At 42.4% G+C, this 23,419-nt stretch carries 18 protein-coding genes and 1 tRNA gene; 9 read left to right on the plus strand and 10 right to left on the minus strand.

The annotated features are described in order from the left end of the window. Nucleotides 1–9: 9 nt before the first annotated feature. From FN124_RS06810 to FN124_RS06820, 3 genes are all read right to left on the minus strand, one after another. A complete protein-coding gene (locus FN124_RS06810) occupies nucleotides 10–3,294 on the minus strand; it encodes a SusC/RagA family TonB-linked outer membrane protein (RefSeq protein ID WP_260607352.1) in 3,285 nt (1,094 codons plus the stop codon). A 483-nt stretch (nucleotides 3,295–3,777) separates the two neighbouring features. Continuing rightward, nucleotides 3,778–4,785: a FecR family protein gene (locus FN124_RS06815; RefSeq protein ID WP_142683988.1), complete on the minus strand. Its 1,008-nt coding sequence runs from the start codon at nucleotides 4,783–4,785 to the stop codon at nucleotides 3,778–3,780. 66 nt (nucleotides 4,786–4,851) lie between these two features. Next, nucleotides 4,852–5,421, minus strand: a complete 570-nt coding sequence (locus FN124_RS06820) for an RNA polymerase sigma factor (RefSeq protein WP_142683989.1) — start codon at nucleotides 5,419–5,421, stop codon at nucleotides 4,852–4,854. Nucleotides 5,422–5,975: 554 nt separating this feature from the next. Between FN124_RS06820 and FN124_RS06825 the strand changes: the two genes are divergently transcribed. From FN124_RS06825 to FN124_RS06835, 3 genes are all read left to right on the plus strand, one after another. Continuing rightward, nucleotides 5,976–6,548: a Crp/Fnr family transcriptional regulator gene (locus FN124_RS06825; RefSeq protein WP_142683990.1), complete on the plus strand. Its 573-nt coding sequence runs from the start codon at nucleotides 5,976–5,978 to the stop codon at nucleotides 6,546–6,548. 101 nt (nucleotides 6,549–6,649) lie between these two features. After that, a complete protein-coding gene (locus tag FN124_RS06830) occupies nucleotides 6,650–7,030 on the plus strand; it encodes a nuclear transport factor 2 family protein (protein WP_142683991.1) in 381 nt (126 codons plus the stop codon). Nucleotides 7,031–7,481: 451 nt separating this feature from the next. Further along, nucleotides 7,482–9,845 carry an ABC transporter permease gene (locus tag FN124_RS06835; RefSeq protein ID WP_142683992.1) on the plus strand — a complete coding sequence of 788 codons (2,364 nt, stop codon included), beginning with the start codon at nucleotides 7,482–7,484 and terminating at the stop codon, nucleotides 9,843–9,845. A 158-nt stretch (nucleotides 9,846–10,003) separates the two neighbouring features. On the opposite strand, the gene FN124_RS06840 is transcribed toward FN124_RS06835, so the two are convergent. From FN124_RS06840 to FN124_RS06855, 4 genes are all read right to left on the minus strand, one after another. Beyond that, nucleotides 10,004–10,918 (minus strand): helix-turn-helix domain-containing protein, encoded by a 915-nt coding sequence (locus tag FN124_RS06840; RefSeq protein WP_142683993.1) that lies wholly within the window; start codon nucleotides 10,916–10,918, stop codon nucleotides 10,004–10,006. A gap of 17 nt (nucleotides 10,919–10,935) precedes the next feature. Further along, complete coding sequence (locus tag FN124_RS06845) at nucleotides 10,936–11,646, minus strand: SDR family NAD(P)-dependent oxidoreductase (protein ID WP_142683994.1); 711 nt, start codon at nucleotides 11,644–11,646, stop codon at nucleotides 10,936–10,938. Nucleotides 11,647–12,271: 625 nt separating this feature from the next. Continuing rightward, nucleotides 12,272–12,526 (minus strand): ester cyclase, encoded by a 255-nt coding sequence (locus FN124_RS06850; RefSeq protein WP_142683995.1) that lies wholly within the window; start codon nucleotides 12,524–12,526, stop codon nucleotides 12,272–12,274. After that, nucleotides 12,526–12,993, minus strand: coding sequence for a hypothetical protein (locus FN124_RS06855; RefSeq protein WP_142683996.1), 468 nt, complete (start codon nucleotides 12,991–12,993; stop codon nucleotides 12,526–12,528). Before FN124_RS06855 ends, FN124_RS06850 begins: the two co-directional genes overlap by 1 nt. A 724-nt stretch (nucleotides 12,994–13,717) precedes the next feature. Here FN124_RS06855 and FN124_RS06860 point away from each other — a divergent pair. Continuing rightward, nucleotides 13,718–14,746 (plus strand): hypothetical protein, encoded by a 1,029-nt coding sequence (locus tag FN124_RS06860; protein WP_221887742.1) that lies wholly within the window; start codon nucleotides 13,718–13,720, stop codon nucleotides 14,744–14,746. Then, on the plus strand, nucleotides 14,727–15,362 hold the full coding sequence (locus tag FN124_RS06865) for a hypothetical protein (protein ID WP_142683998.1): 636 nt from the start codon (nucleotides 14,727–14,729) through the stop codon (nucleotides 15,360–15,362). The genes FN124_RS06860 and FN124_RS06865 overlap by 20 nt, the downstream gene beginning before the upstream one ends. Nucleotides 15,363–15,574: 212 nt before the next feature. Here FN124_RS06865 and FN124_RS06870 read toward each other — a convergent pair whose 3' ends face one another. Further along, on the minus strand, nucleotides 15,575–16,777 hold the full coding sequence (locus tag FN124_RS06870; protein ID WP_376765844.1) for a site-specific integrase: 1,203 nt from the start codon (nucleotides 16,775–16,777) through the stop codon (nucleotides 15,575–15,577). 364 nt (nucleotides 16,778–17,141) lie between these two features. Between FN124_RS06870 and FN124_RS06875 the strand changes: the two genes are divergently transcribed. Both FN124_RS06875 and FN124_RS06880 read left to right on the plus strand, forming a co-directional pair. Beyond that, nucleotides 17,142–17,495: an ISAon1 family transposase N-terminal region protein gene (locus tag FN124_RS06875; protein WP_260607324.1), complete on the plus strand. Its 354-nt coding sequence runs from the start codon at nucleotides 17,142–17,144 to the stop codon at nucleotides 17,493–17,495. A 7-nt stretch (nucleotides 17,496–17,502) separates the two neighbouring features. After that, nucleotides 17,503–18,471: an ISAon1 family transposase gene (locus tag FN124_RS06880; RefSeq protein ID WP_142684000.1), complete on the plus strand. Its 969-nt coding sequence runs from the start codon at nucleotides 17,503–17,505 to the stop codon at nucleotides 18,469–18,471. Nucleotides 18,472–18,602: 131 nt separating this feature from the next. Here FN124_RS06880 and FN124_RS06885 read toward each other — a convergent pair. Then, nucleotides 18,603–18,676 (minus strand) — tRNA-Pro (locus FN124_RS06885). 248 nt (nucleotides 18,677–18,924) lie between these two features. Next, nucleotides 18,925–21,321 carry an ABC transporter permease gene (locus tag FN124_RS06890; protein ID WP_142684001.1) on the minus strand — a complete coding sequence of 799 codons (2,397 nt, stop codon included), beginning with the start codon at nucleotides 21,319–21,321 and terminating at the stop codon, nucleotides 18,925–18,927. Nucleotides 21,322–21,603: 282 nt separating this feature from the next. Here FN124_RS06890 and FN124_RS06895 point away from each other — a divergent pair, with 282 nt between their 5' ends. Then, the gene (locus FN124_RS06895) at nucleotides 21,604–21,945 is read left to right on the plus strand and encodes a YciI family protein (RefSeq protein ID WP_142684002.1); all 342 of its coding nucleotides are present in this window, start codon (nucleotides 21,604–21,606) and stop codon (nucleotides 21,943–21,945) included. A gap of 77 nt (nucleotides 21,946–22,022) precedes the next feature. Next, nucleotides 22,023–23,198 (plus strand): RNA polymerase sigma factor, encoded by a 1,176-nt coding sequence (locus tag FN124_RS06900; protein ID WP_376765837.1) that lies wholly within the window; start codon nucleotides 22,023–22,025, stop codon nucleotides 23,196–23,198. Nucleotides 23,199–23,419 lie beyond the last annotated feature (221 nt).

Consider the following 23,419-nt stretch of genomic DNA (forward strand, 5'->3'; position numbering starts at 1 on the left):
ATCAGCGGATTAGAACTTAATGTTAAAATTTATACCCATAGAACGTGTAGAGGGCGTCTGAAGATTATCAGTAGCCGGATCAGGATCCACATTCGGCATTTTGGAAAACAACAGTAAGTTGCGACCTACAAAGGAAACATTGGCTCCTTTGATAAATGACCTGTTCAGCCATTGCCCCGGAAGCTGCCAGGTTAGCGTTACCTCGCGAAGTTTCAGGAAGGTCTGTGAAAAATAATTATAGTTATTATTTGCACCATTGCTGGTATTGGTCATGTAATCAATGTAGTTAACCGCTTTGGTGTTGGGAGCAAAGGTGCGTGTATCCTTGGTGATGTTACCATTCGCATCATAAATCACTTCTCCGCCTGTTATAACAACGCCCTTGCCAACATAGGTTGCCTTTCCTTCATTGGCATCATCCCTGTACTGGTTCACCGTACCTGTATTTGTTCCACCCCACCACATTTTCTGATTGGTGGTGGAATACATCATACCGCCAATACGGCCATCCACCAGGAATCTGAAAGAGAAATTCTTATAGCTGAAAATATTTTCCACGCCATAGGTCCAGTCCGGATCGCGGTTACCAATAAAACGAGAGAACACATCATTCAACGGAAAACCGTTGCTGCCATAAATTATATTACCATTAGGATCTTGCTGGTACACCCCGGCAAATATCTTGTCGGTACGGTCGCCCACCCTTAAAAAATTAAAGGTCTCGGCATTACCATATATTTCCTTCAGGTAACGGCGGTACTTACTAAGATTGATCACAACATCCCAGTTAAATGCCTTACTACGCACCGGTGAACCGGTAAGTACCAGTTCCACTCCCTTCCGCTGGTAAACATTACCATTAGCTAGTTGGCTACCATATGCGCTGGCGATAGACGTCGGTACAGAAAGGATATTGTTGTAATCGCGGGTCTGATAATAGGTGGCTTCCACTCCTATGCGGTTATTAAAAAATTTAATATCCACACCGGCCTCCCAGCTGTCGGAGGTCTGGGGATGGAGATTATTGTTCAATAAAGTATCACCAGAAATTAATGCTGGTACATTGTTCCAGATAGTACCCTTGTTAAAAGATGGCAAATAACTGTAAGTATAATCATCATCCTTCAAGGTGCCGCTGGATACCCTTGACCAGGATGCCCTCGTTTTCAGGTAAGACACAAACTGAGGCATCTTTGCCAGTTGGGAGATGATCACCGAGGCTGTCACGGAAGGATAAAAGAAGCTGTTATTCTCGGTTGGCAAAGTAGATATAATATCGTTCCTTCCGGTAGCAGACAGGTAAATGGCGTTCAGGAACTCCAGGTCAATAACGCCGTACACACTGCTCGTTCTTCTTTCTTCTAAAAAATTGTTGGACTGTACCGGGCTGGCAGAATTACTCAGGTTATAAAACCCGGGAATAGTAAGACCGTCTGTGTTAGAAGAACCATACTTGTAGTTGCGGTAATAATTCGATCCGCCAAGCTGTGCATGGATCTTAAACCTTTCTGTAAAAGTATGGTTATAGTCACCAATGAGGTCGGAGGCAATGTCGAAATAGTTTTGTGTAGCCACTGTAAACTGACCTCTCGACTTGTTGCCGTACCCAATATAGCTTTTGGGTTCTTTATACGTACGGTTAAGGCCAAAAGCGTTGATCCCGTTCCTGAATTGCAGCGAAAACTCCGGGCTGATCTTATACGTCAGGTTCAGCGAGCCGAAGGTATTATCCTTATTGTAACTACGCAAATATTCATACGCCTGGAAATAGGGATTGTTATAATAAGAATTATTATAGTTGCGTTGCTGTATGCCCTCTTTACCTGGCATCCAATAGTTCCGCAGATCTTTTACACTAACATCTGCACCCGTCCATAAAACGAGGTTATAGAGATAGTTGGTAGGACCATAGCCGGTTTCGGGGAAATTATCTGTATACTGCTTGTTGTAGGTTAGCCGTGCATCCATGGTAAGTGCATCGGATAATTTGTAGTTGCCTGCCACAGTAAATGAACTGTTGTTCAGATCCGTATTGGGTACGATGCCTTTCTGGTAAATATGCGATGCGGAAGCGCGGAAAGAACCTTTATCAGAGCTTTGCATGATACTGATATTATTGCTTGCGACTATACCGGTATTAAAGAAATCCTTTACATTGTTCTTACCTCTTGAAATAAATGGTAAAGGGATGCGCTTACCTGTTGAAGGATCGATCGGACTGTTGAACTGTGGCGTCTCAAAATAGCCGCTGGGAGTAGTTGGATCCCGCTGATCCAGTTTCGGTCCCCAAATCCAGCCGGAGCCTTCCGGCCCGCCGCCTGAACCATCCACATAAGTATATTTCCCTTTGAAACCGGCGCCATACTCGGTTTGCACGTTAGGGATACGGATAAAGCTGGGCTGCAGCTGGGTAGAGGAATTTACTTCTACACTTAATGTTTTCCCTTTACCACGTTTGGTGGTGATCATGATCGCGCCATTCTGGCCAATGGATCCGTATAATGCAGATGCACTCGCACCTTTCAGGACGGTCATGCTTTCTACGTCATCGGCATTCACTTTGTAAAAGTCGGCGGTTTGATCCGGAACTCCATCAATAACGATCAGTGGCTTACGACCGCGCAATGAAATACCCGGGTCCTGGAACAGATCGGTTGAGTTCTGGATATTTAAACCGGCGACCCTGCCTGTCAGTGAGTTGACCAGGTTAGGTTCCCGTGCTTTAACAAGACTTTCGCCCTGCACTTCCTGTACGGCATAACCAAGTTTGGCTTTTTCTTTCTTTACACCCAAAGCGGTTACCACTACTTCAGACAATCCTTTGGAGCTTTCTTCCAATACAATGGTATATCTGTCGTCATCTCTTACCGGCACCTCCTTTGTCTGGTAACCAATAAAAGTAAAAACCAGTACATCGCCGGTATTGGCTTTGATCGAAAAATCGCCATCCTGGCTGGTTACAGTGCCGTTGTTGGTTCCCTTGATCAAAACAGATACGCCGGGCAGATTCCTCTTCTCGGCATCCGACACATGCCCTTTGATCAGCCGTGGCACCGCAGCCTGGCTCACAGGCGCTGCTGAAGGCCGGATAATGATCTGCTGTCCCGCCTGCCGGTAAGTAAAATTCAGGGCCCGCCCTATTGCATCCAGGATTGCAGAAAGACTCTTATCATGATCAATAAGATTAACTTTCCTGGTCAGTAGCTGGTTGTTGTCAATACAAATAAAGGTGAACTCTGTTTGTTTCTGAAGAACGTCAAACACATCGCTCAATGGCATATTCCTGGCCGCCAATGAGCATTTAATTTTTGAGAGATCCTGCCTGTGCTCATTTCTATGCGCTGCCTCAACCTGTTGAGTGCATAAAAAAAGCACAATAACTGTTAATAGTCTGTGAAGACGTGAATTTAGAGATACAGGGTAACTGTTTTTTTTCATAAATTAGCAAATTCGTTAATTAGATTCCAACAATTTAATAGCGATGCTACCGGCATTTCCCAGATGCCGGTTTTTTTAAGCTCCTGCATGGCAAGGCTTACATAATTTTCACTTCATTTGTTTTTTTAGAATTTACATTTAGATAGATTGAACTTTCTTCCCGCTGCTAACCGGCACGCGTGAAGCCCTGATCGTTTCGTCGGCGAAAGAGTGTAGTTTTTTTTCATAGCTCTGAATGTTCATTAATAGATTCCAACAATTTGATAGCGATACTACCGACATTTCCCAGATGCCGGTCTTTCTAAATCCATGTCTGGCAAGGCTTACATAACTTTCATTTTATTTTGTTTTTCCGGTTTTCAGATTTACATAAATGGTGTCGCCTTCCTGGTGATAAGCCAGTACTCCGGAAGTACAGATCATTTCCATCACGTCGGAAAGCGGTTGATCCCTGAATGTGGCATAAAGACGTGTGTTTGCAGCAGCCTGGTCTTTGAAGATGATCTTTACACCGTACATTTTCTCGATCCTGTATGCGGCGCTGCTAAATTGTTCATTTTTGAATATTAATATATTGTTCTGCCATCCCAGTACGGCTGTGGAATCAAGCGTGTGTTGGTATACTTCGTGTGTATGGTGGTTGACAGACAATTCCTGGCCGGGTTTGAGCAGGTATTCCTCATTTATCTTCTCTTTCAATTTCACCTTAACAGCACCTTCCAGCAACGCCACGCTGCTTAATAGCTGGTTACTGCGGTCATTTACGTTGAAGTGAGTGCCTAATACCTGTACGGTCAAAACGGAGGTTTGCACAATAAAGGGAAGATGAGGAGCTTTACTCACTTCAAAATAGACTTCTCCTTCAACAGCTACCGTTCTGCTGTCTTTACTGAATGATTCCGGGTAGGAAAGCGAGCTTTCCGGCCCCAGGATTATCTTTGTTCCATCTGCAAGGGTTATTTTCTTCTTCTGCCCTGAAAGGGTTGTTTCTTTCAGGTAGGATATCTGATGAGACGGCTGTTTGAAAGAAAAGATGCGCCAGGTAGCGATTGCTACCACCAGTACGGCCGCCGCCACAGCTAAACGATAAAGCTGTATACGCCTTGATTTTGTTTGAACATAGGTATCGTCTTCAGCCGCGATCCTCGACCGCAGCTTTGACAGCGCATGAATACTACCGGGGCCCGTGGTTCTTTGAGGCCCCAGCCAGATCTGCTTCACTTCTTCAAAAGCCCGCCCGTTCTTCTTATCCGCGGCTATCCAATCCATCAGCTGCTCATTTTCTTCCGCGCTGGTCTGTTGGGACAGGTACCGTGTGATCAGCAGATAAAGTTCTTCTTCTTTCAATTTTATGTCCTTTTACTATAAGACGTAAAGCATAAAAAATATCGTGACAAGAAGGACAATTTTTTTTTAACCTGCTGAATTATCGAACTGATAGGACTCTTTCAGGAATTTGATGGCCCGGTACATCTGCGTTTTGACCGAGTTTACAGAGATTTCCAGGAGATCGGCAATTTCCTGATAGGTTAGCTGGTCTTCCCTGTTCATCCGAAAGATCAGCTGCATACGCTCCGGCAGCAGTTTTATAAGTTTTTCCAGATTTTCAGAGAGTTCTTTATAGGTTAATACCTGGTCAGGGCATTCCCGGTTGGCAATCAACTCACCGGGAATTTCCTCCAACGGCATATTTGTTCTCCCCGGATGTTGTTTGCGGCGATAATCGTATACCCGGTTCTTCACCGAGGCATATAGAAATGCCGACAATGAAGAATGAATACTCATCTTTTCGCGATGCCGCCAAACCTGCTGAAACACTTCCAGCACAACATCCTCGCCCTCATCGCTGGGATAAGGTAACAGCGACCTGCAAAAATGCAATAAATTAGGATAATACTTCAGGAACAACTGATCAAACGCCCTCGATTCCCCGGCTTTAATGCGGGCAAGCAGTTGAAGATCATCAGTATGATTAGCAGTCATGTGCGCCCAAAAGTAACATCGGTTTATTAATTACATGTTAAGTGTAAATGTAATAAATTTCAATAATCCAAAATTTATTTGTATGAAAATGAAAACGTTCTCTTGAAATCAGGCATTCACGGGCCTGGTGGCATACAGTAGGTTAACTTACCTGACCGGTAAAAAATAAAAAAAACTTTAAACATACTATTACATTCGTTTTAAGGCTGGTTGACCTACCTGTACAGCATTTGAACTTATTCTTAATGGATTGGTCCGGTAAACACAGGCATATGATATTCAATTATTTGTAAGCCACTTTGCAGACCCGGAAACCTACGCAATGAAAAAGTTATCTTATGAAATAGCATTTATTCTATAAGTTACATTCTAAATCGCTGAGTCTCTTGTAAGGTTCAGTGAAATATTTATGAAAAAGGTGACTTGCCGGAACACGTTCTAAAACTTTAAAGTCGTTGCTCAGCAGAGCGCGGGAGCAGGGATGTAGCTATCTCACTTTGTAACTTTAAGATTTTACAGTACCAAAATTCAATTTGTTTAAACCCTTATCAGGTATGGATCCAAAGCAACTACTAAAAGAGCATATAGCGAAAACCGCTAAGCTTTCGGATAATGAGCACGATGACTTCTTTAATTACTTCACCCCTAAATCTTATAAAAAAGGAGAATACATTATTACTGCAGGCGATAGGGTAGACTGTGAATATTTTGTACTGAGTGGTTGTATAAAAACCTTCTATATAAATGATAACCTGAAAATGTTTGTTCTGCAGTTTGCTATGCCTGCATGCTGGGCTTCTGATTACAACGCTTTATACAACAGGGAAAAAGCTACCATCGGTGTTGGTTGTATCACAGATGCAGAAGTGCTGTGCCTGTCGAACAACGCCCGTGAAGAAGCATGTAAAAGAATCCCCCAGGTGGAACATTTTTTCCGCGCCCGTATGACAGGGGAATATGTGGCTTCACAGAAAAGATTACTGAGTACGATGAACAACAATGTGAAATACCGGTATGAAGAACTGATAACGCTATTCCCTGAGTTGTATAATATGGTACCTAAACGATTAATAGCTGCTTATATGGGTGTTTCGAGAGAAACGCTCAGCCGCCTGCATAACCCCTGAGATGTGATCAGGACCTACATCACGCCATCTGAAAAAATGTGATCTACATCACACAATTTGCTTTTGCATCCGTCATACCTTGCACTGAACACTTGAAGCAAATGACAACACAGCAAACAGATGAAACGGCCATTGCGCAGGCATTGGAAGAATACTATTTTGGAGGTAGTTATGAGGGTGATCTGAGTAAGCTGAAACGCATCTTTCACCCTGGCACCCGGTTGTATGGCGATGTAAAAGGACAACCTTATGCCAAAACATTGGATGAATGGCTGGATGTAGTAGCGAATCGGCAAAGTCCAAAGGATTCCGGCAAACCATTCAAAGGAGATATCCTGAATATTAAAGTGGTAAATTCTATCGCCATTGCCGAAGTATATGTAAAAGCGTATGATGTACTCTATCATGATTTCCTGTCATTGCACCATGTCAATGGCACCTGGCTCATCGTTAATAAGATCATGAGTGGCGTCAGCCAATAGGCACCACCGTGGTAATAAACCTTTCCGCAGAACAGGGTAATATCGCACAACGCATCATGGAGATTGCGGAAATGAAGGCGGAAATGGTATTATTGATAATGTAGGCGGACCCGTTACCGGAGAATTGATCAGGTGCATTAACTTTGGCGGCAAACTAATTATCAGCGGCGGTATGAGTGTGGATAAATACACGCTACTAAATTGTAAAAGACTGAATTTGATCTTTCATTGGTTAAATGGATGCTACAATTTAATCTTACAAATCTCATCTGAGCACAGCGATATCAGGACAATACAATTTCGACAAAATCGCACACCTGCTGTACGTTATCGAACGATACACCGGATCTCAAAATGCATGAAATACTTATTGTCAATATGTTAGGTAACTGGCATGTATTTTAGTCGATTGATAGTCGGTATAGTATCAATTCAAAAATATCATACGTGCATGTTTAGAACTTATTTCAAACTCGCCTACAGGAATATCATCAGGGATAAAGCTTATTCGATTATTAATATATCAGGTTTAACAATAGGCCTGGCATCGAGTATACTGATCTTACTTTGGGTACAAAATGAATTGAGTTATGACAAGTTACATAAAAATGCCGGCCAGATATATCGTATCACCGGCGATTTTGGTGATTATAAAGCCGCGGTAAACGCGGAAGCTATGGCCGCCGGGTTAAAAGCAGAAATACCGGTTGTTAAAAATACCGTCAGGTTAAGCATGATCTCAACAGTTCTGCTTGAAGCAGGCAACAAGAAATTTGAAGAAAGACGCGTGTTCTACACTGACCCGAGTTTCATGGATGTATTTTCTTTTCCACTTGTACAGGGTGATCGTGCTACGGCGTTAAAACAAGAGAATGGCGTTTTAATAACGCAGGAAATGGCTGCAAAATACTTTGGGAACCAAAACCCGATCGGTAAGATCTTACGAAAAGACAATCGTGAATATGTGGTGGTAACAGGCGTTTTGGCCAACATTCCGGCAAATTCAGACCTGCAGTTTGATTTTATCATGCCAATGGCGATCTTACAAAAAGCGGATAAATATCCGAAAGGTAATAAATGGGAGAGCTTTAATTTTTACACCTATATTCAACTAGCTCAAAGTTTTGACCCTTCTGCTGCCAATTTATCCAGGTTGGTAAAGCAAATGACGCAGCTATTTCAAAATCATAGTTCAATGCAGGTTGTATTCCAATTGCAGCCTCTAACCAAAATCCATCTTGCACCTGCAAGACTGGGGGATTTTCCGGGCCACGGGAATGCGCAATATGTAAATATCTTTTTTATCGTCGCTATTTTGATACTTGTAGTGGCTTGTATCAATTTTATGAACCTGGCTACGGCACGCTCGGCCCGGAGGGCGAAAGAAATTGGCTTGCGTAAAGTCGCAGGAGCCATACGCAGGCAACTGGTCCTCCAGTTTTTAAGCGAGGCTGTTTTTATTTCATTTCTTTCGCTATTTCTTACGCTTGCGGTTGTCTGGTTATTTTTGCCGGCATTTAATGAAATAGCCGATAGAAAATTGGCTATTCCTTTTTCAGATGCCAGTTTTTGGTTAAGCCTCTTGGGTATAACGCTGTTAGCCGGATTGGTTTCGGGCAGCTATCCGGCCTTATTTCTCTCCGGCTTTAACCCAGTTAAAGCACTCAAAGGAAACGTAAGATCAATGGGTGGCAGTTTGCTGTTTCGTAATGCCCTGGTCGTCATCCAATTCACAACATCTATCATATTGTTGGTAGGCACTGTGGTTATTTATAACCAGCTTAAATTCGTAAAAGACCGTAACCCTGGCTTTGAAAAGGCCAACCTTTTGTATATGCCCACCAAAGGGGAACTCTGGAATAAACAGCATGCCTTAAAAAATGAGTTAAAACAAAATCCACTTACCAGAGATTTCGCCATCACTTCTGACCTGCCCACCAATCTGCTTTCCGGAAATGGAAGTGCAAACTGGGAAGGCAAAGATCCTAACTTACAAGTAGTTTATCAATTGATGGATGTTAATGAGGATTTTATAGATGTATTTAAGCTGAAGCTAGTAAATGGCAGAAGCTTTTCGAGATCATTTCCGGCAGACTCAAATAATTTCATGGTCAACGAAAAAATGTTGAGCATTATGGGCTTAAATGCAGCCACAGCAGTTGGTAAGGCGTTTTCATTTACGGGAATTAAGGGTACGATCATTGGTGTTGTAAAGGACTTTAATTTTAAACCGGTGCAACAGGCTATAGAGCCGCTGATCTTGCGCTATAATAAAGACGGCGGTTTTGTAGTGGTGAGAACATTGCCAGGCAAAACTGACGCAACCATACAGGCGCTGTCAAAGATAAGCCAGCAGCTCAACCCGACCTACCCCTTCAAATTTGATTTCCTCGACCAGGATATGGCCAATCTCTATAGAGGCGAACAACAGATGGGTAACATTTTTAACATTTTTACTCTTATGGGTATTTTTATCTCTTGCCTCGGTTTATATGGCTTATCCGCCTTTATGGCCGAACAACGTACCAAAGAAATTGGCGTGCGGAAGGTGTTGGGGGCCTCAGTATTAAACCTCGTCTATTTATTATCCTCCGATTTCACCAGGTTGATCCTGGTTGCCATAGTTATATCAATACCACTTTCATATTATGCAGTTAATAGTTGGTTGGTTGGTTTCGCATACCATATAAATGTTGGTTGGTTAGTATATTTCACGGCATCCGTGGCAGCTTTGGGCATTGCCTGGCTAACTGTTAGTTATGAATCTATAAAAGCAGCAATTGTTAATCCTGTAAAAAGTTTAAGAGCAGAATGATCCTCGTTATTCAAGCCGAAGGCTATTGTAATTTTTTGCTCGCTATTATTCAACAACATACAATCGGTTATCATACTTTTTTATTTCCTGATTTTTGACCAAGCGCTGTCGATCTCTTGTGATATCCGATGGCTTGGTCAGCATTGAAAAAGAAATCCTCAACAGTTCGCCTGCCTGAACGCCGATGGCGTCAAACTCGTCTTCGCCTTGAACAATTTATTAAATGACTGTGAATGCTCAAACCCCAACGCATAAGCAATCTCTGTCACCGACAATTGCGTCCCCGTCAACTTCTCCTTCGCCTTCTTTATCAGCATCTCATGAATATGTTGCTGCGTACTAAGACCCGTTGTTACCTTTAATAAGGTAGTCAGATAATCCGGAGAAAGATTTAACTGCTCCGCCAGATGATGAACCGTAGGCAACCCATTTTGTAAAATCGGCTGCTCAAAATATTCATTCAATAGCGCCTCCAATCTTTCTAATACCCGGTGATTACTTACCTCCCGTGTCAGAAACTGCCGGTTGTAAAACCGCTCCGCATAATTCAATAATACCTCAATCTGCGAAGCAATAATCTTCGGACTGAATTTATCAATAACAGATAGGTATTCCTGCCGGATCGTTTGCACAATTCCATTAAGAATATCCTCTTCCTTCTCCAAAAGAAACAACGCCTCCCGCACAGAATACCCAAAGTATTTATACTTCCTGATACTTTGGGCCAATGGCAGATTCCAGAATAAATCAGGATGCACCAGCAACATCCATCCCGACTTCCCCGGGGCATCCGTATTCACCTCTACCTTAAACACCTGCCCGGGTGCTATAAAAAACATCGCTCCTTTATCAAAATCATACTCCTGCTGACCGTAAATAATCCTGGCATCCAAACCCCGCTTCAACGCAATACAATAAAAATCAGGCATCCAGCTAATGCTGTTCATCTCCTTTGAATGCCTGCTCAAACTATAATCCACCAAACTTATCAATGGATGATCAGGCGCCCCCAGATTCCGCACCTTGTAAAACTCACTGATCGACTTTACGCGACAGACATGATTGCTTTTCATAAATATGAAATTACAATTTACCACGGAACTTCCCCGCCATCTTTAAAGAACCTGCCCGTCACCCCTCTATCCGACTGCATCACCAGGGCCACAATTGGCCGCACACCCTCTGCAACTGTCTTGCCCACCTTAAAATAATTCAGATCCGTCTGTGTTGCCCCCGGTGTCACACTATTCACCAATATATTTTCCCCTCGCAGTTCATTTGCCAACATCACAGTAAACGCATTCAATGCTGTCTTCGTTGCACCATAAGTCGAAATACTATCCCAGTGAGGACTCTTACCCGGACTCATATGCATGCTCAATGACCCTACCTCACTGGATATATTGACAATAGCTGGTGCCGCCGATTTACGCAACAACGGTAGCATTACCTGTGTAGTCTGTATCGCCCCAAAGAAATTGGTGTCAAACAAAGCCCGGATACTAGCCATACTACTGTCACACATCCGCTGCTGCATCCCTCCCGAAACACCCGCATTGTTAATCAATACGTCCAGTTTCTCCAGTTCAGTTTTTGCCCGCTCAATTGAAACAACATCCGTTACATCAATTTGGATAGCCGTTACATTATCAATCCCCTCTGCCTTCAATTGTTCAACAGCCCGCTGTCCTTTTTTAATATCTCTGCTGCCCAGGTATATAAAATTACCTAGCTGTGCCAGTTGCCTGGCTGTCTCAAATCCAACACCCTTGTTGGCACCTGTGATTAAAATCGTTTTCATACTGCAAATCTCCACAACTTAACCTACTTCCTTGTAGCTTAATCCCTCTACTTTGTATCCAAATCTTTGATTTTGGTAAAATCTCCTGTGTTATTAGTATAACCAACCAACTCAATTTGTGTCAATTTTAAGTAGTCAAAAACTAAACAAGATGAAAACATGGTTCATCACCTGCGTCTCCAGGGGCAATTCCAATGCGCAGCCCTTTTATCACGATCATTCTATTCTAATGATACTGTGACTTTGTATAGCGCTAATATTACCTTGATACTTCGACGCTTGTGTCCGAAAATTTGGTACTAATAATATCTATGCGTGATCTCCATTTTCCCCGAACGTGATCTCTCATTCTATATCGTAGTTTATCCTTTCATATAAATACAACTTTGTGCAATAGTTCGAACCTTGATCAGGTATCAAATAAAAAAGCCTTCAAATTTCAGAAATTTGAAGGCTTTTTTAAAGTCGCGGCGACTGGACACTTATCGAACTTTTTAGTGGATGATCTTGTCAAAATTGATGCATTTTGAATGAATCACAGTCAACATGTACAAAAGCAATATTCAGCAAATGACAGAAACTAGGCATCTATTGACTATTTAACGTTCTTATAATCGATCAGCCTCTAAAGAGTTTGAACTACCTGCATAAAATCATTCCGGCTCCAGTGATCGGTTATCCTTCCGTCCTTTAAAACATCTATTTCAATTACATTCATTTCCACTTTCTTTCCTGTGGGAGCCTTTCCCATAAAGGCTCCGGTATGTGTTGCAGTAATTGTTTTTCTTAGTGATACTTTATTTGCTTCGCCTATTACTTCGTGAATTTGCACGGAAATATTTGAAAATGCCCTATGAAAACCAGTAATGAATTGGATCATTACACTTTTTGGACATCTGAAATTTCTATGTCTACTTCGCTGGCATTTAGATAATGTAGCTTTTGTTGTTTTAATGTGGACATTAATTCGCGTTCAAAAGATGGATCAAATTCAATTCTTTTTATAACCTTTAAATGATAGTCTTCACTGTCCACCACATAGAAATTAAAAAAGATTGATTTAAGCCTCAGCCATTCTTCAGCTTCATCAACTGGCAGCCCTTTTATATTAAATGAGCTGTCCAAATATTCGGTCCCTCCAAACAGTCCAACAAAAAAAGGAACGTTCATGGTAATACAAAGTCCATATTTAATTGGTTGTTTTACAAATGATGCTTTTCCCTTATCGGTAACTCGATTTAGGAACATGATAACATCGAATCCAGTTTTGTTAAATCTGAGGATTGGCCCTTCATAATTTCTGAACCGCTCATCGGGAAATGGATGATCAATGGTGAACACTTCCATATTCTTTTTAGGAAAAGTAAGGTAACCTTCTATTATTAATTCTAAAATTGGCTGAACTGGTCATTTTTAACACACAAAACTCCGTTTTAGCCGGATGAAATTAGATTTCCAAATATGGCTACTCCCTGGGCCTTGACATAGGGAAAAACCGCACAAGATAAGTTTAATCATTTACCCCAAAAAGTGATCTACTGATGGAGGAAGCGAAACGCCACGACTCTAAGCTGAATAGGTAAAGGAGATTAACCCGGAATTATTGATTATCCGATATAACTGAAAAACCAATAGAAATTCAGTTGCTTTAGATCACCCTTTTTTCATCCTCACCTGTCATTATTAGGTTATTGTTAATGTAATACTTATTCAAAACCCCAAACCCTGAACTATGTTAAAGTTTGTAATGCCCAACTTTAAGCCGGCAATTGCCGCAATTCTTATTCTTTTTTGGCTATATCGAGCTGTCAAAAACAAACAACGGAACAGCCAACAATTAAGTCACCTGTAATATCAGTTGAGGAAGCAAAAAATTGGTTATCCGTAGGGGCTTCCGGTTTGCAAACAGTGTTTAGCCAACACCGCGATCCCGGAATCCCAAATTGGGACAATGCCACAGTAATAGAGTTCCCGGATAAATCCAGTGTCTTAAAAGTGCCATTAACTGACTACAAACTTCCAATAGGCTATAGGGGACCTTCTTTTTCAGAAGGATTCCAATGGTGTGGTATTGGGAGCTATACAGGAAATAAGGCCAGAGAATAACTACCTGCTGGCGAAAGGCCGTAATGAAGGCGAGAACATGAGGCAATTTGTGAGTAACGAAGACTTCACAGGTGACATAATAATTTTTGATCCGTTTAATAATCTCCCCCTTAGAGGCAGACGTTTCAAAGACGGCCTATTGACTGGTGAACTGAGGTACCGATTACAAGCATTGATGGTGGGTGACCCGACTGGTCCGGTGGATCCAAAGAAAAAACCAGGAGGTCTTGATGACGGTGGCGAAGATGATGGTCCAGGCTTCGAAATTACCCTCCCAACGGTGGAAGTCACTGCACCCGCTCCAAGTACTCCGACGACACCTGGTACTAATATCCCGTTTCCGACAGAGCCAGTAAGGCCCGCTCCTGGAGGGCCAGTGACACCAAATAACCCGATACCAATTGGCGGTGGCGGAAGTACCAGTACGACAACTATCTACCCGCCTGTCCTTGCTCCTGGAGATAGACTATGTAAATACTCTTTTTATTATAAGAATGTATCGGAAACTGATGCCTTTTATGCGACTTACATGAATGGTATGCGAATAGAGAATTCGACATACTTTCATACATTTCCTGCTACACTTTTTTATTTGGCTAATGGTACAACCAATAGTGTTATCAACAGTCGTTCCGGCGCTGATTATTTTGGTCAAAATAAAACACCCTTTAAATATCTTCAAGATTTTTTTCCGGGTTTGATTGGAACTGATATTTATTCAAAAGATACACCAGGTGGAAAAGTTTGGTATTTTACACCCAAAGCAGCTGAAGAAATTAGTGCATTTGCTTCAAACTTAGCTGGGCAAATAACTGCAAACTTAGTTCCTGATGCTGCGAATCCAACAAATCCATTAACAGAATCGACATGGTATGGAATAGCTAATGCCCTAATAAAAACTTTCATTCCTGGTTCTAACATAAGTCCAGAAACACCGACGAGAATAAATGGTGCAACTAACTCAAATGCTGTATATGACAAAAACTGCAAATAGTGATCTTGATAGATACTTAGAATTAGTTAACAAATATTTTTATTTTGAACATTTACCACCGGGCGAAAAAAAACCAGCGGAATACTATAAAGAAGGTTATTTAAATGTTACTGCTGAGAAAGTATCAAACATGGAGAAGTGGGAGCACCTAATGGAAGAATTTCGACAGAATCCTTCAATTAGATCTGTACGTGACATGTCACATCCAGAACCCCACAGTTTTAAGGCAGTATTAGATATTAATACAAATGACATTGAAAATCAGCATGCTGGAATTATTGTATTCGTTAGTTTTGTTGGAAATCATATTGGTTATTATTTTAGCGAAGGATATGGGGAGAAAAATGATTCAGACCTTTCTAGGCCGCCATTTAAACCAATTGAAACGTGGATAGGGATAGAAAAAAAATGCTCATATGTTCCAATTATTTCAGAACAGGTGAAACTTCTGCCTAAAATTATCGACATTATAAAAGAACAATTTCCAAATTTTTCTTTGTTCAATAATTCTTTGGCTGATTATAAAATACCTCAAATCGTAGTTAACGGAATTTTTATCCGGAACCTTGATTTATTTCAAGTTTTTTTTAGTACAAATATTCATGGTGTAATTTGATAAACCTTTAAATCAATAGCAAGGCAAAACTCTTTTCCGATCATTAAGAGTTTTGCCTTTTGATTATATCGGGGTTGAATATCGTCTCGGGAATTTTCCGACTTCAGGTGTCTATAAACTCAATAGCATGCTCACTCTTCATGCTGGCAGCCCATCTTTTCCTACTAAACGACGGGATGCAATTGCAACCCGTCGTTTAATTTTTGACGCTTTTAACACGCCTTGTCATAATTTTCAATCCTTTCCATTGGCGTTAACATTCCTCTTCGTTCACTGAGCTTCGCAGCCGCCTTGTCTATTTCCTCTTCTATGAGTTCCTCATCAATCTCCGTATAAACATCCATAGTACTTGCTTTCACAATACCCATGATCTTTTGGGCCGTCTTAACAGGAACCCCATTTTTGATTGCTATTACTGTTGCGAAAGTGTGCCTGGCAACGTGAAAGGTTAGCGATATTGTTATTTCACAAATCTCCTGAATAATTTTGAGCAATCTGTTGATCTGTTGATTTGTGATCCGAGGAAAGATAAATCCGGACGCCTTTGCAGCTGGAACATTCATATACTTCTTGATAATTTCAGCAGTTGCAGGTAATATGGGGATAGAGGCAAGCTCACTGGACTTTGCACGATATACACTACACCATACACGACCAGCTGCACTAATGGTAAAATGTTCGGGCCTGAGCTGCATAACGTCTACAAAGGCCAGTCCGGTATAACAACCAAAAACAAATAGATCTCTAGCGTATATTAAAGCCTCTGTAGCGAGATTTTTTGTTTCAATTGTCACCAGTTCATGAAGTTTTAACTTCTTTTTCTTATTCTTTTCCTTGTGAACCTGAAATTTCTTAAACGGGTCTTCCTTTACCCAACCAAGCAGCCCGCCCCAACTGACCATTTTCTTTAACCGCTCGATATGTTTGGCTGTACCGTTTCCTGTGCAAGGATCGTGGAGCTTAATTGGATGTGCTGGTATATAATTTTCAAACTCTGTAATAAATGTGAAATCCAAGTAGGCTACATGGATGTCGTCTTTACCATATTTGTGCATAATGAAATTAGCGGCATATTCTTCTGTGGCTTTGTAATTCTTCATTGTACCTAGTGCCAGGTGCGGGCCACATTCCTGCTCATGTTTTTTGATCAACTTGATTAAAGTGAAATTCTTATTTCGCTGAGTGTGGTGAACCCCTAAGAACATCGCCTTAACGTCAAGTGCATTAAAGGGTATCATTTTCTCCTCTAGCTCCCTAAAAGCCTTTTTTAGCCTTTCTCTTGTGGTATCGATGTAGTCATTTATAGATTTTACATCTGAGGGCTTTCCATCTACATATTCCCCTTTGGAGTTCCAGTGTTTGTGAGGGACTTTTTCTTTCAAGGACAGCTCCGTGTCGTCACCATTTACTGTAATTCAGGCAAAAAGAGAGGCCAGTTTTTTTATTTGCTTTATCTTTTCTTGCGATAAAGTCGATGCCAAGGGTGTTGGTCTTGCATAAATCATTCATTTTAAGGTTACTTAATACCGTTTGCTTTCTTTCTCCTTCCTGTTCACCTTTTTAGGAGTGAAATCCGCCATTAAACGATACTAAAAGCCCTCAAAAAAAATGATCTAACTTATTGGTATTAAATTATTTGCGAGATGTTTCGTGAGTAAATTTAAGATCAAAATTTACTCACGGATTTCCTGTTGAAGACGGGGCGCCATAGGATCAAGTTGAAAAGTTGGGGGATATGTAAAAAAATAGTTTTTTTGCACCCAATTAAGATTAATAGCCGTGGATAAGAATTTTAGCCTTCTGATCGAGGCCCTGCTACCAGAAGGGATTTTATATTATTTCGAGATAACTGATGCTTGTCAAAGTGAGACTGAAATAAGTATTTATTTAGAAGAAAAGAATATTGTTCCAGCTGAGCATCAGCATAAAAAACTTCACGCCAAAGACTTTCTTCCTCCCGTTGCTGTTCAGGATTTTCCTATCCGCAGAAAGAAGGTTACTTTATATGTAAAGCGGCGTCGGTGGGAGGTTGTAGCCACCGGAGAAACAGTAACAAGAGATTGGGAAATAGTGAAAAAAGGAACGCGAATGACATTGGAATTCGGTTATTTTTTAAAAGGACTACTTAGATAATCACCCCATCAGCCCCGTTCAACTTGGCCATCTTTACAATGTTGACGGTAAACAACTCGGGCAACAATACAAACATCATTTAAGTGATTTTTCCAGTTGGGAGCAGAAAGAACATGCTACTGAATGGATGCTTTTTGAACAAAACATTGGTGCCGCTTTAAGTATAGACGAGACAGCCTTTTCCAGTGGAGAACTGTATACAATTGTCACTAATAAGCTGGCCAAAGGGCGCAAAGGCTCAATAGTGGCTATGATCAAGGGCACTCAGTCTGAATTTCTGAAAGAAATACTATTTAAAATCCCTAAACGCCTGCGTAGGATGGTACAAGAAGTTACCATTGACATGTCTGGTAGTCTCAATAGCGCTGTTAAAGCCTGTTTTCCTAACGCCCATCGGGTAATAGATCGCTTCCATGTGCAGCACCTGGCTTTTGAAGCGGTACAGGAGATCAGAATAAAACATCGTTGGGAGGCCCTGGAACAGGAGAATCTGGAATATGAGCAGGCAAAACGAAATGCAGTAAGGTGGGAGCCTGCCAGACTTCCCAATGGGGACACAACCAAGCAACTGCTGGCCAGAAGCAGATATTTACTATTTAAACATCCCCGATTATGGACCAGAGAGCAGCAGCAGAGAGCCGAGCTTTTATTTAGTCATTATCCTCTTATTCATAAATCCTATCAGCTATCCCTGCGTCTGGGCGAGGTTTACAGACATTGTAAGTGTAAAGAAGAAGCATTTAAGAAGCTGGCATTGTGGTATAATGACGTGGAGGAAGCGGGGATTTTATCCTTCAAGACCGTTGCCAGGACTATCAGAACTCACTATCTGGGTATCCTCAACTTCTTCAACAACAGAGCCACCAATGCGGCGGCAGAATCATTCAATGCAAAAGTAAAGTCCTTTAGAAATGCACTACGAGGGGTGCGGGATGTAGAATTCTTTCTTTATAGATTGACTAAACTTTATGCCTAAAATTTATGCCCATCCCCCAACTTTTCAACTTGATCCGGTACTGAACTTCGCCATACACAACTTTCTACGCATGAATTGTACAAAAATAAAAAAGCCTTACAGCTATTATACTGTAAGGCTTCTTTTCTAAGTCGGGGCGGCAGGATTCGAACCTGCGACCTCCTGCTCCCAAAGCAGGCGCGATACCGGGCTACGCTACGCCCCGAAATCCCTTCTTAGTCCACATCTTAGCTTAAACGGCAGCCCTTGCGACAACACCTTTGCTTCAATTGCGGAGTGCAAATGTAGGGAAATGTTTAACATAAAAACAAATTTTTTTTAGTAAAAAGATGGGATTATGCCAAAAACCGCTACAGCAGCGCATTACATGGCACTGCATTTTTCCAGGATATAACACAGGTTGGCAGTGTTCAGTAGAAGAGCGTCACCAATAATTGCCGGCAAGCTGCTGTTTTATTCTGAACGCAGGCTTTTTACAGGATTGGACCGGGCTGCTTTTATTGACTGGTAGCTGACCGTGATGAAGGAAATTACAATGGCGATAACACCTGCCAGCACAAAAAACCACCAGCGGATGTTAATGTGATAGGCAAAATTTTGTAACCATTTGTTCATCACCCACCAGGCTACAGGGAAAGCAATGAGCAATGCAAATATTACCAGTTTTATAAAATCTTTCGACAACATCCCTACAATTCCCGCTACACTGGCGCCCAGTACTTTCCGTACGCCGATTTCCTTGATCCTTCTCTGCGTGGCAAAAGTGGTAAGCCCGAAAAGGCCGAGACAGGAAACAATTACGGAAAGCACAGAAAAAATATTGAATAGCTTCCCCATACGCTGCTCCGCCAGGTATAAGCGCGATAAGTCTTCATTCACAAAACCAAAAGAAAAAGGGAAATCTGTATATACCTGCTGAAATACTTTTTTCATAACTCCCAGGTTCCGCTGCATGTTGGCGGGAGTGGTGCGCTGTACAATATATCCCGTATTCCCGTTAAAATTGCCGGAACTGCCGTTTCTTACAATCAGCGGTTGTATGGGCTGTTGTACCGGTTTGAAATTAAAATCCTTTACTATTCCTATGATAACGCCTGTGCGGCTATCCATAGTAATTCTGGTTCCCAGTGCAGTTTCCATATTCAGCTTCATTGCTTTTATGGCTGTTTCATTGAGCACATAATTATTTTCATCTCCCTTGAAATCTTTGGAAAAAAATCTGCCGGATTTTATATGCATCCGGAAAGTATTCACAAAATGATCATCCACCCACATTTGCGGGAATACCAGGTTTAGCTGCGGATCTTTACCTTCCCATTCCACTGAACGGGTGCCGGTTGGAAGATCAGTAGGCAGATGGCTGATAAAAGTATAATCATCTATCTCAGGATACTGGCTGATGGCGGCTTTCAAAGCTACCTGGTTCCGCTGCAGATCACCCAGGCGGGGAATAGGCACATACAGGAGGTTTTCCTTATTGTACCCGATATCCATGGTACGGATAAACTGCAGTTGCCTGTACACCACAATGGTGCCCACTATCAGGACAACAGCAATGGAGAACTGTACTACAATCAGGCTGTTCCTGAAAAAAGTTTTCCTTCCGTGGAGCATTTTTACGCCTTTCAATACTTTTACCGGGTTGAAAGATGAAAGGAACAACGCCGGGTAGCTTCCCGCAACCAGGCCCACGCCTGTTGCGATCCCTAAAAGACCTGCAATAAATTTTATGCTCAGCAGGTTAATGGAGATAGATTTTGCTGCCAGCTCGTTGAACAACGGGATCAACGCCCATGCTATAGCGAGGCCTAAAAGCAGGGATATAAAAGATAGGAGGAGCGATTCGCTTAAGAACTGTATCACCAGTTGAGACCGCAAAGCGCCTACTGTTTTACGTAAACCTACTTCCTTTGCCCGTTCCCCGGATAAAGCCGTGGAAAGATTCATAAAATTGATCCCGGCAATCAGTAAAATAAAAATGGCGATGAGTGAAAAGATCTTCACCTGCTGGTAGTCCCCCTGCCCCGGCACATCCAACATTAGGCGGGAGCGCAGGTGCACGTCTGTAAGCGGCTGCAGGTACAGGAAACCGTTGGTTTTGGATATATCCAGGCGGCGGTAAAGCGTCATGATGCGCTGTTCCAGCGATGCCAAAGCAGCTGGCGTGGCATCAAAATGATCATCCATCCGGAGATAGGTGTATACATCAAAATTACCCCAGCCCTGCTCAAGGTTTATGGTTCTTTCATAGAGCTGGATAGGAAGCAACATATTGAACTGCAGGTGTGAATTATGGGGAGGATCTTTCAATATCCCCGCCACTACCACATCATTGCCATTATAATCATTGTCGATGTGCAGGGTTTTACCCATAGCGTTCTCCGGGCTGCCAAAATATTTCTTTGCACCGCTCACAGTGAGTATCACACCATCCGGCCCCGACAGCAGCCGGCTTGCGTCTCCCAGCAACAGGGGATAACTGAAGATGCGGAGAAAATTACTATCGGCATAATAGATATTCTTTTCTTCATACTTCTGGTTGCCCACTGTTACCATACTTTGCAGGGCAGACAGCCGCGTAACATTCTTTACCATCGGGATATTATCCCGGATGGCCATCGCTGCCGGAACAGGCACCACTGCAGCTTCAATATCTCCTACCCGGGCTGTGAGCCGGTAAATATGCCCGGCATTGATATTAAACCGGTCGTAACTGAGTTCATCCTGGACCCACAGGAAAATAAGGATACTGCAGGCCATGCCTGTAGCCAGTCCGAAGATATTAAGACTGGAAAATAATTTATTCCTGAAAAGATTCCTGACAGCTGTTTTCAGATAACTTCTGAGCATATGGACCAGATTGATCTTTGTGACGGATACTAACAGAATGCCAGACACGACACATCTTTATACCAACCAAGTATACTTTAAATTATTTATAATATGTTCGGTTTTAAAACAAATCCTGTCCGGTTTTAACCGCCCGGTAAACAGGGATAAAAATTCCGGTAAAAGTGATCCGGTAAGTCCGTACAAAATCCTTAACTTAATTTCCCGGGTATTTGTCCAATTGTGCGGATGTCAGTCGTCATAAGGTCGTAAACAACATCATTCCATCTCAAAATGCAAAAAATGAAAGAATTCATGATGATCTTCAGACATGCACCGGATCCCAACAGGGAAGTAAGCCCGGAACAAATGCAGGCAGCTATCCGGCAGTGGCAGGACTGGATCGGTGGCATTGCCGCACAGGGAAAATTCCTCAGCACCGCTCAGCTGGGCCAAGAAGCCAAAACCCTCCGGGCCGGCAACGTTATCACCGATGGACCTTATGCAGAAGTGAAAGAGATTATAGGAGGATATCTTATAGTGAAGGCTACTTCGCTGGAAGAAGCGCTTACACTGGCAGAGGGTTGCCCTATTCTTTTTGTGGGAGGCCATGTAGAGGTAAGGGATATGATAAAAATGAATTAACCACCCAGTGTTGAGGACCGGTGAATAACGATCTCCTTCCCCAGTTATTTAAAACAGAGTACAGCAAAATTATTGCTGTGCTCTGTAAATTATTTGGGCTGCCGCATATTGAAACAGCAGAAGATATTACCAACGACACCTTCCTGCTGGCTGCAGAAACATGGGGATTAAAAGGCGTTCCGGAGAACCCGGCAGCCTGGCTCTATACAGTTGCAAAAAACAAAACAAAAGATTATCTCAAAAGAGATAAAATATTCAGCGAAAAAGTAAGCGCAGGGCTGAAGTTGCAGCCACCACCACCGGATGAAATTGATATTGATCTCTCCGCCGCCAACATCCAGGACAGCCAGTTGAAAATGATGTTTGCTATCTGCCATCCGGCCATTCCCCCTGAAGCCAGGATAGGCTTGTCTCTCCGCATCCTCTGCGGTTTCGGCATTGAAGAAATAGCAGCTACCTTTTTAACCAGTAAGGAAACAATCAATAAACGGTTGTTCCGTGCCAAAGAGAAACTCAGAACTGAAAAAATAACGATTGCGTTGCCTGGAGAAGCGGACATTGCCCAGCGGCTGGATGATGTGCTTACCACTATTTACCTGCTGTTCAATGAGGGCTATTACTCCACCACCCAACACCAGGTGATGCGTAAGGAGCTATGCCTGGAAGCCATGCGGCTCAACTATTTCCTGCTGGAAAATGCAGCTACCAATACTCCTGCCGTAAATGCCCTGATGTCACTGATGTGCTTTCATGCCTCAAGGTTTGAGGCCAGGACCAACGATGCCGGTGCATATATTTTATACGAGGAACAGGACCGGAACCTGTGGAATGATGAACTGATCAGCCGGGGTAATTATTATCTCATTGAAAGCGCCCGCGGAACGGCACTTTCCAAATATCATCTCGAAGCTTCCATTGCTTACTGGCACTGCACTCCAACCACTGTAAAAAACAAGTGGGACAATATCCTCCAATTATATAACCAGTTGCTGCAATTGTCTTATTCCCCTGTAACCGCGCTAAACCGCACCTATGCCTTATCGAAAGTAAGCGGCAAAACAACAGCCATCAAAGAGGCTGAGAAACTTAACCTCTCCGGCAACCATTTATATCATTCACTGTTAGGCTACCTGTATACCGGCATTGATAACGCCATGGCACTGCACCACTTTACCACTGCATTACAGCTGGCCAAAACATCTACCGATAAAAACATCATCTCTCAGTACCTTCATAAAATCCAGTCCGGATGATTCCCGTGGTTAACTGTATATATTCCTTTATACCGGTTTGCTTTTGACCGGTTTGCTTTATCGGTGATGCTGTTGCATATCCTGCATCCGGCTGGCAGAACCTAATTCAGTCATTCATCAGCGGCTGTTTTTCCGGTTAAAGAAACAAGTCTTTTTTGAAGTAAAACATGCCCTGAAACCTTGCATAAGCAGGGGCATTTCCGTATCTTCGTGCAGCTTAC

It is taken from the genome of Chitinophaga polysaccharea, from assembly GCF_902150045.1.
Classification (GTDB): domain Bacteria; phylum Bacteroidota; class Bacteroidia; order Chitinophagales; family Chitinophagaceae; genus Chitinophaga; species Chitinophaga polysaccharea_A.

Bases quoted from the DNA above. Each gene is read 5' to 3' on its own strand.
- FN124_RS06845 (WP_142683994.1), bottom strand. From the start codon at position 11,646: ATGAAAACGATTTTAATCACAGGTGCCAACAAGGGTGTTGGATTTGAG.
- FN124_RS06895 (WP_142684002.1), top strand. From the start codon at position 21,604: ATGAAAGAATTCATGATGATCTTCAGACATGCACCGGATCCCAACAGG.
- FN124_RS06820 (WP_142683989.1), bottom strand. From the start codon at position 5,421: ATGACTGCTAATCATACTGATGATCTTCAACTGCTTGCCCGCATTAAA.
- FN124_RS06825 (WP_142683990.1), top strand. From the start codon at position 5,976: ATGGATCCAAAGCAACTACTAAAAGAGCATATAGCGAAAACCGCTAAG.
- FN124_RS06865 (WP_142683998.1), top strand. From the start codon at position 14,727: ATGACAAAAACTGCAAATAGTGATCTTGATAGATACTTAGAATTAGTT.
- FN124_RS06850 (WP_142683995.1), bottom strand. From the start codon at position 12,526: ATGATCCAATTCATTACTGGTTTTCATAGGGCATTTTCAAATATTTCC.
- FN124_RS06840 (WP_142683993.1), bottom strand. From the start codon at position 10,918: ATGAAAAGCAATCATGTCTGTCGCGTAAAGTCGATCAGTGAGTTTTAC.
- FN124_RS06890 (WP_142684001.1), bottom strand. From the start codon at position 21,321: ATGCTCAGAAGTTATCTGAAAACAGCTGTCAGGAATCTTTTCAGGAAT.
- FN124_RS06835 (WP_142683992.1), top strand. From the start codon at position 7,482: ATGTTTAGAACTTATTTCAAACTCGCCTACAGGAATATCATCAGGGAT.
- FN124_RS06830 (WP_142683991.1), top strand. From the start codon at position 6,650: ATGACAACACAGCAAACAGATGAAACGGCCATTGCGCAGGCATTGGAA.
- FN124_RS06855 (WP_142683996.1), bottom strand. From the start codon at position 12,993: ATGGAAGTGTTCACCATTGATCATCCATTTCCCGATGAGCGGTTCAGA.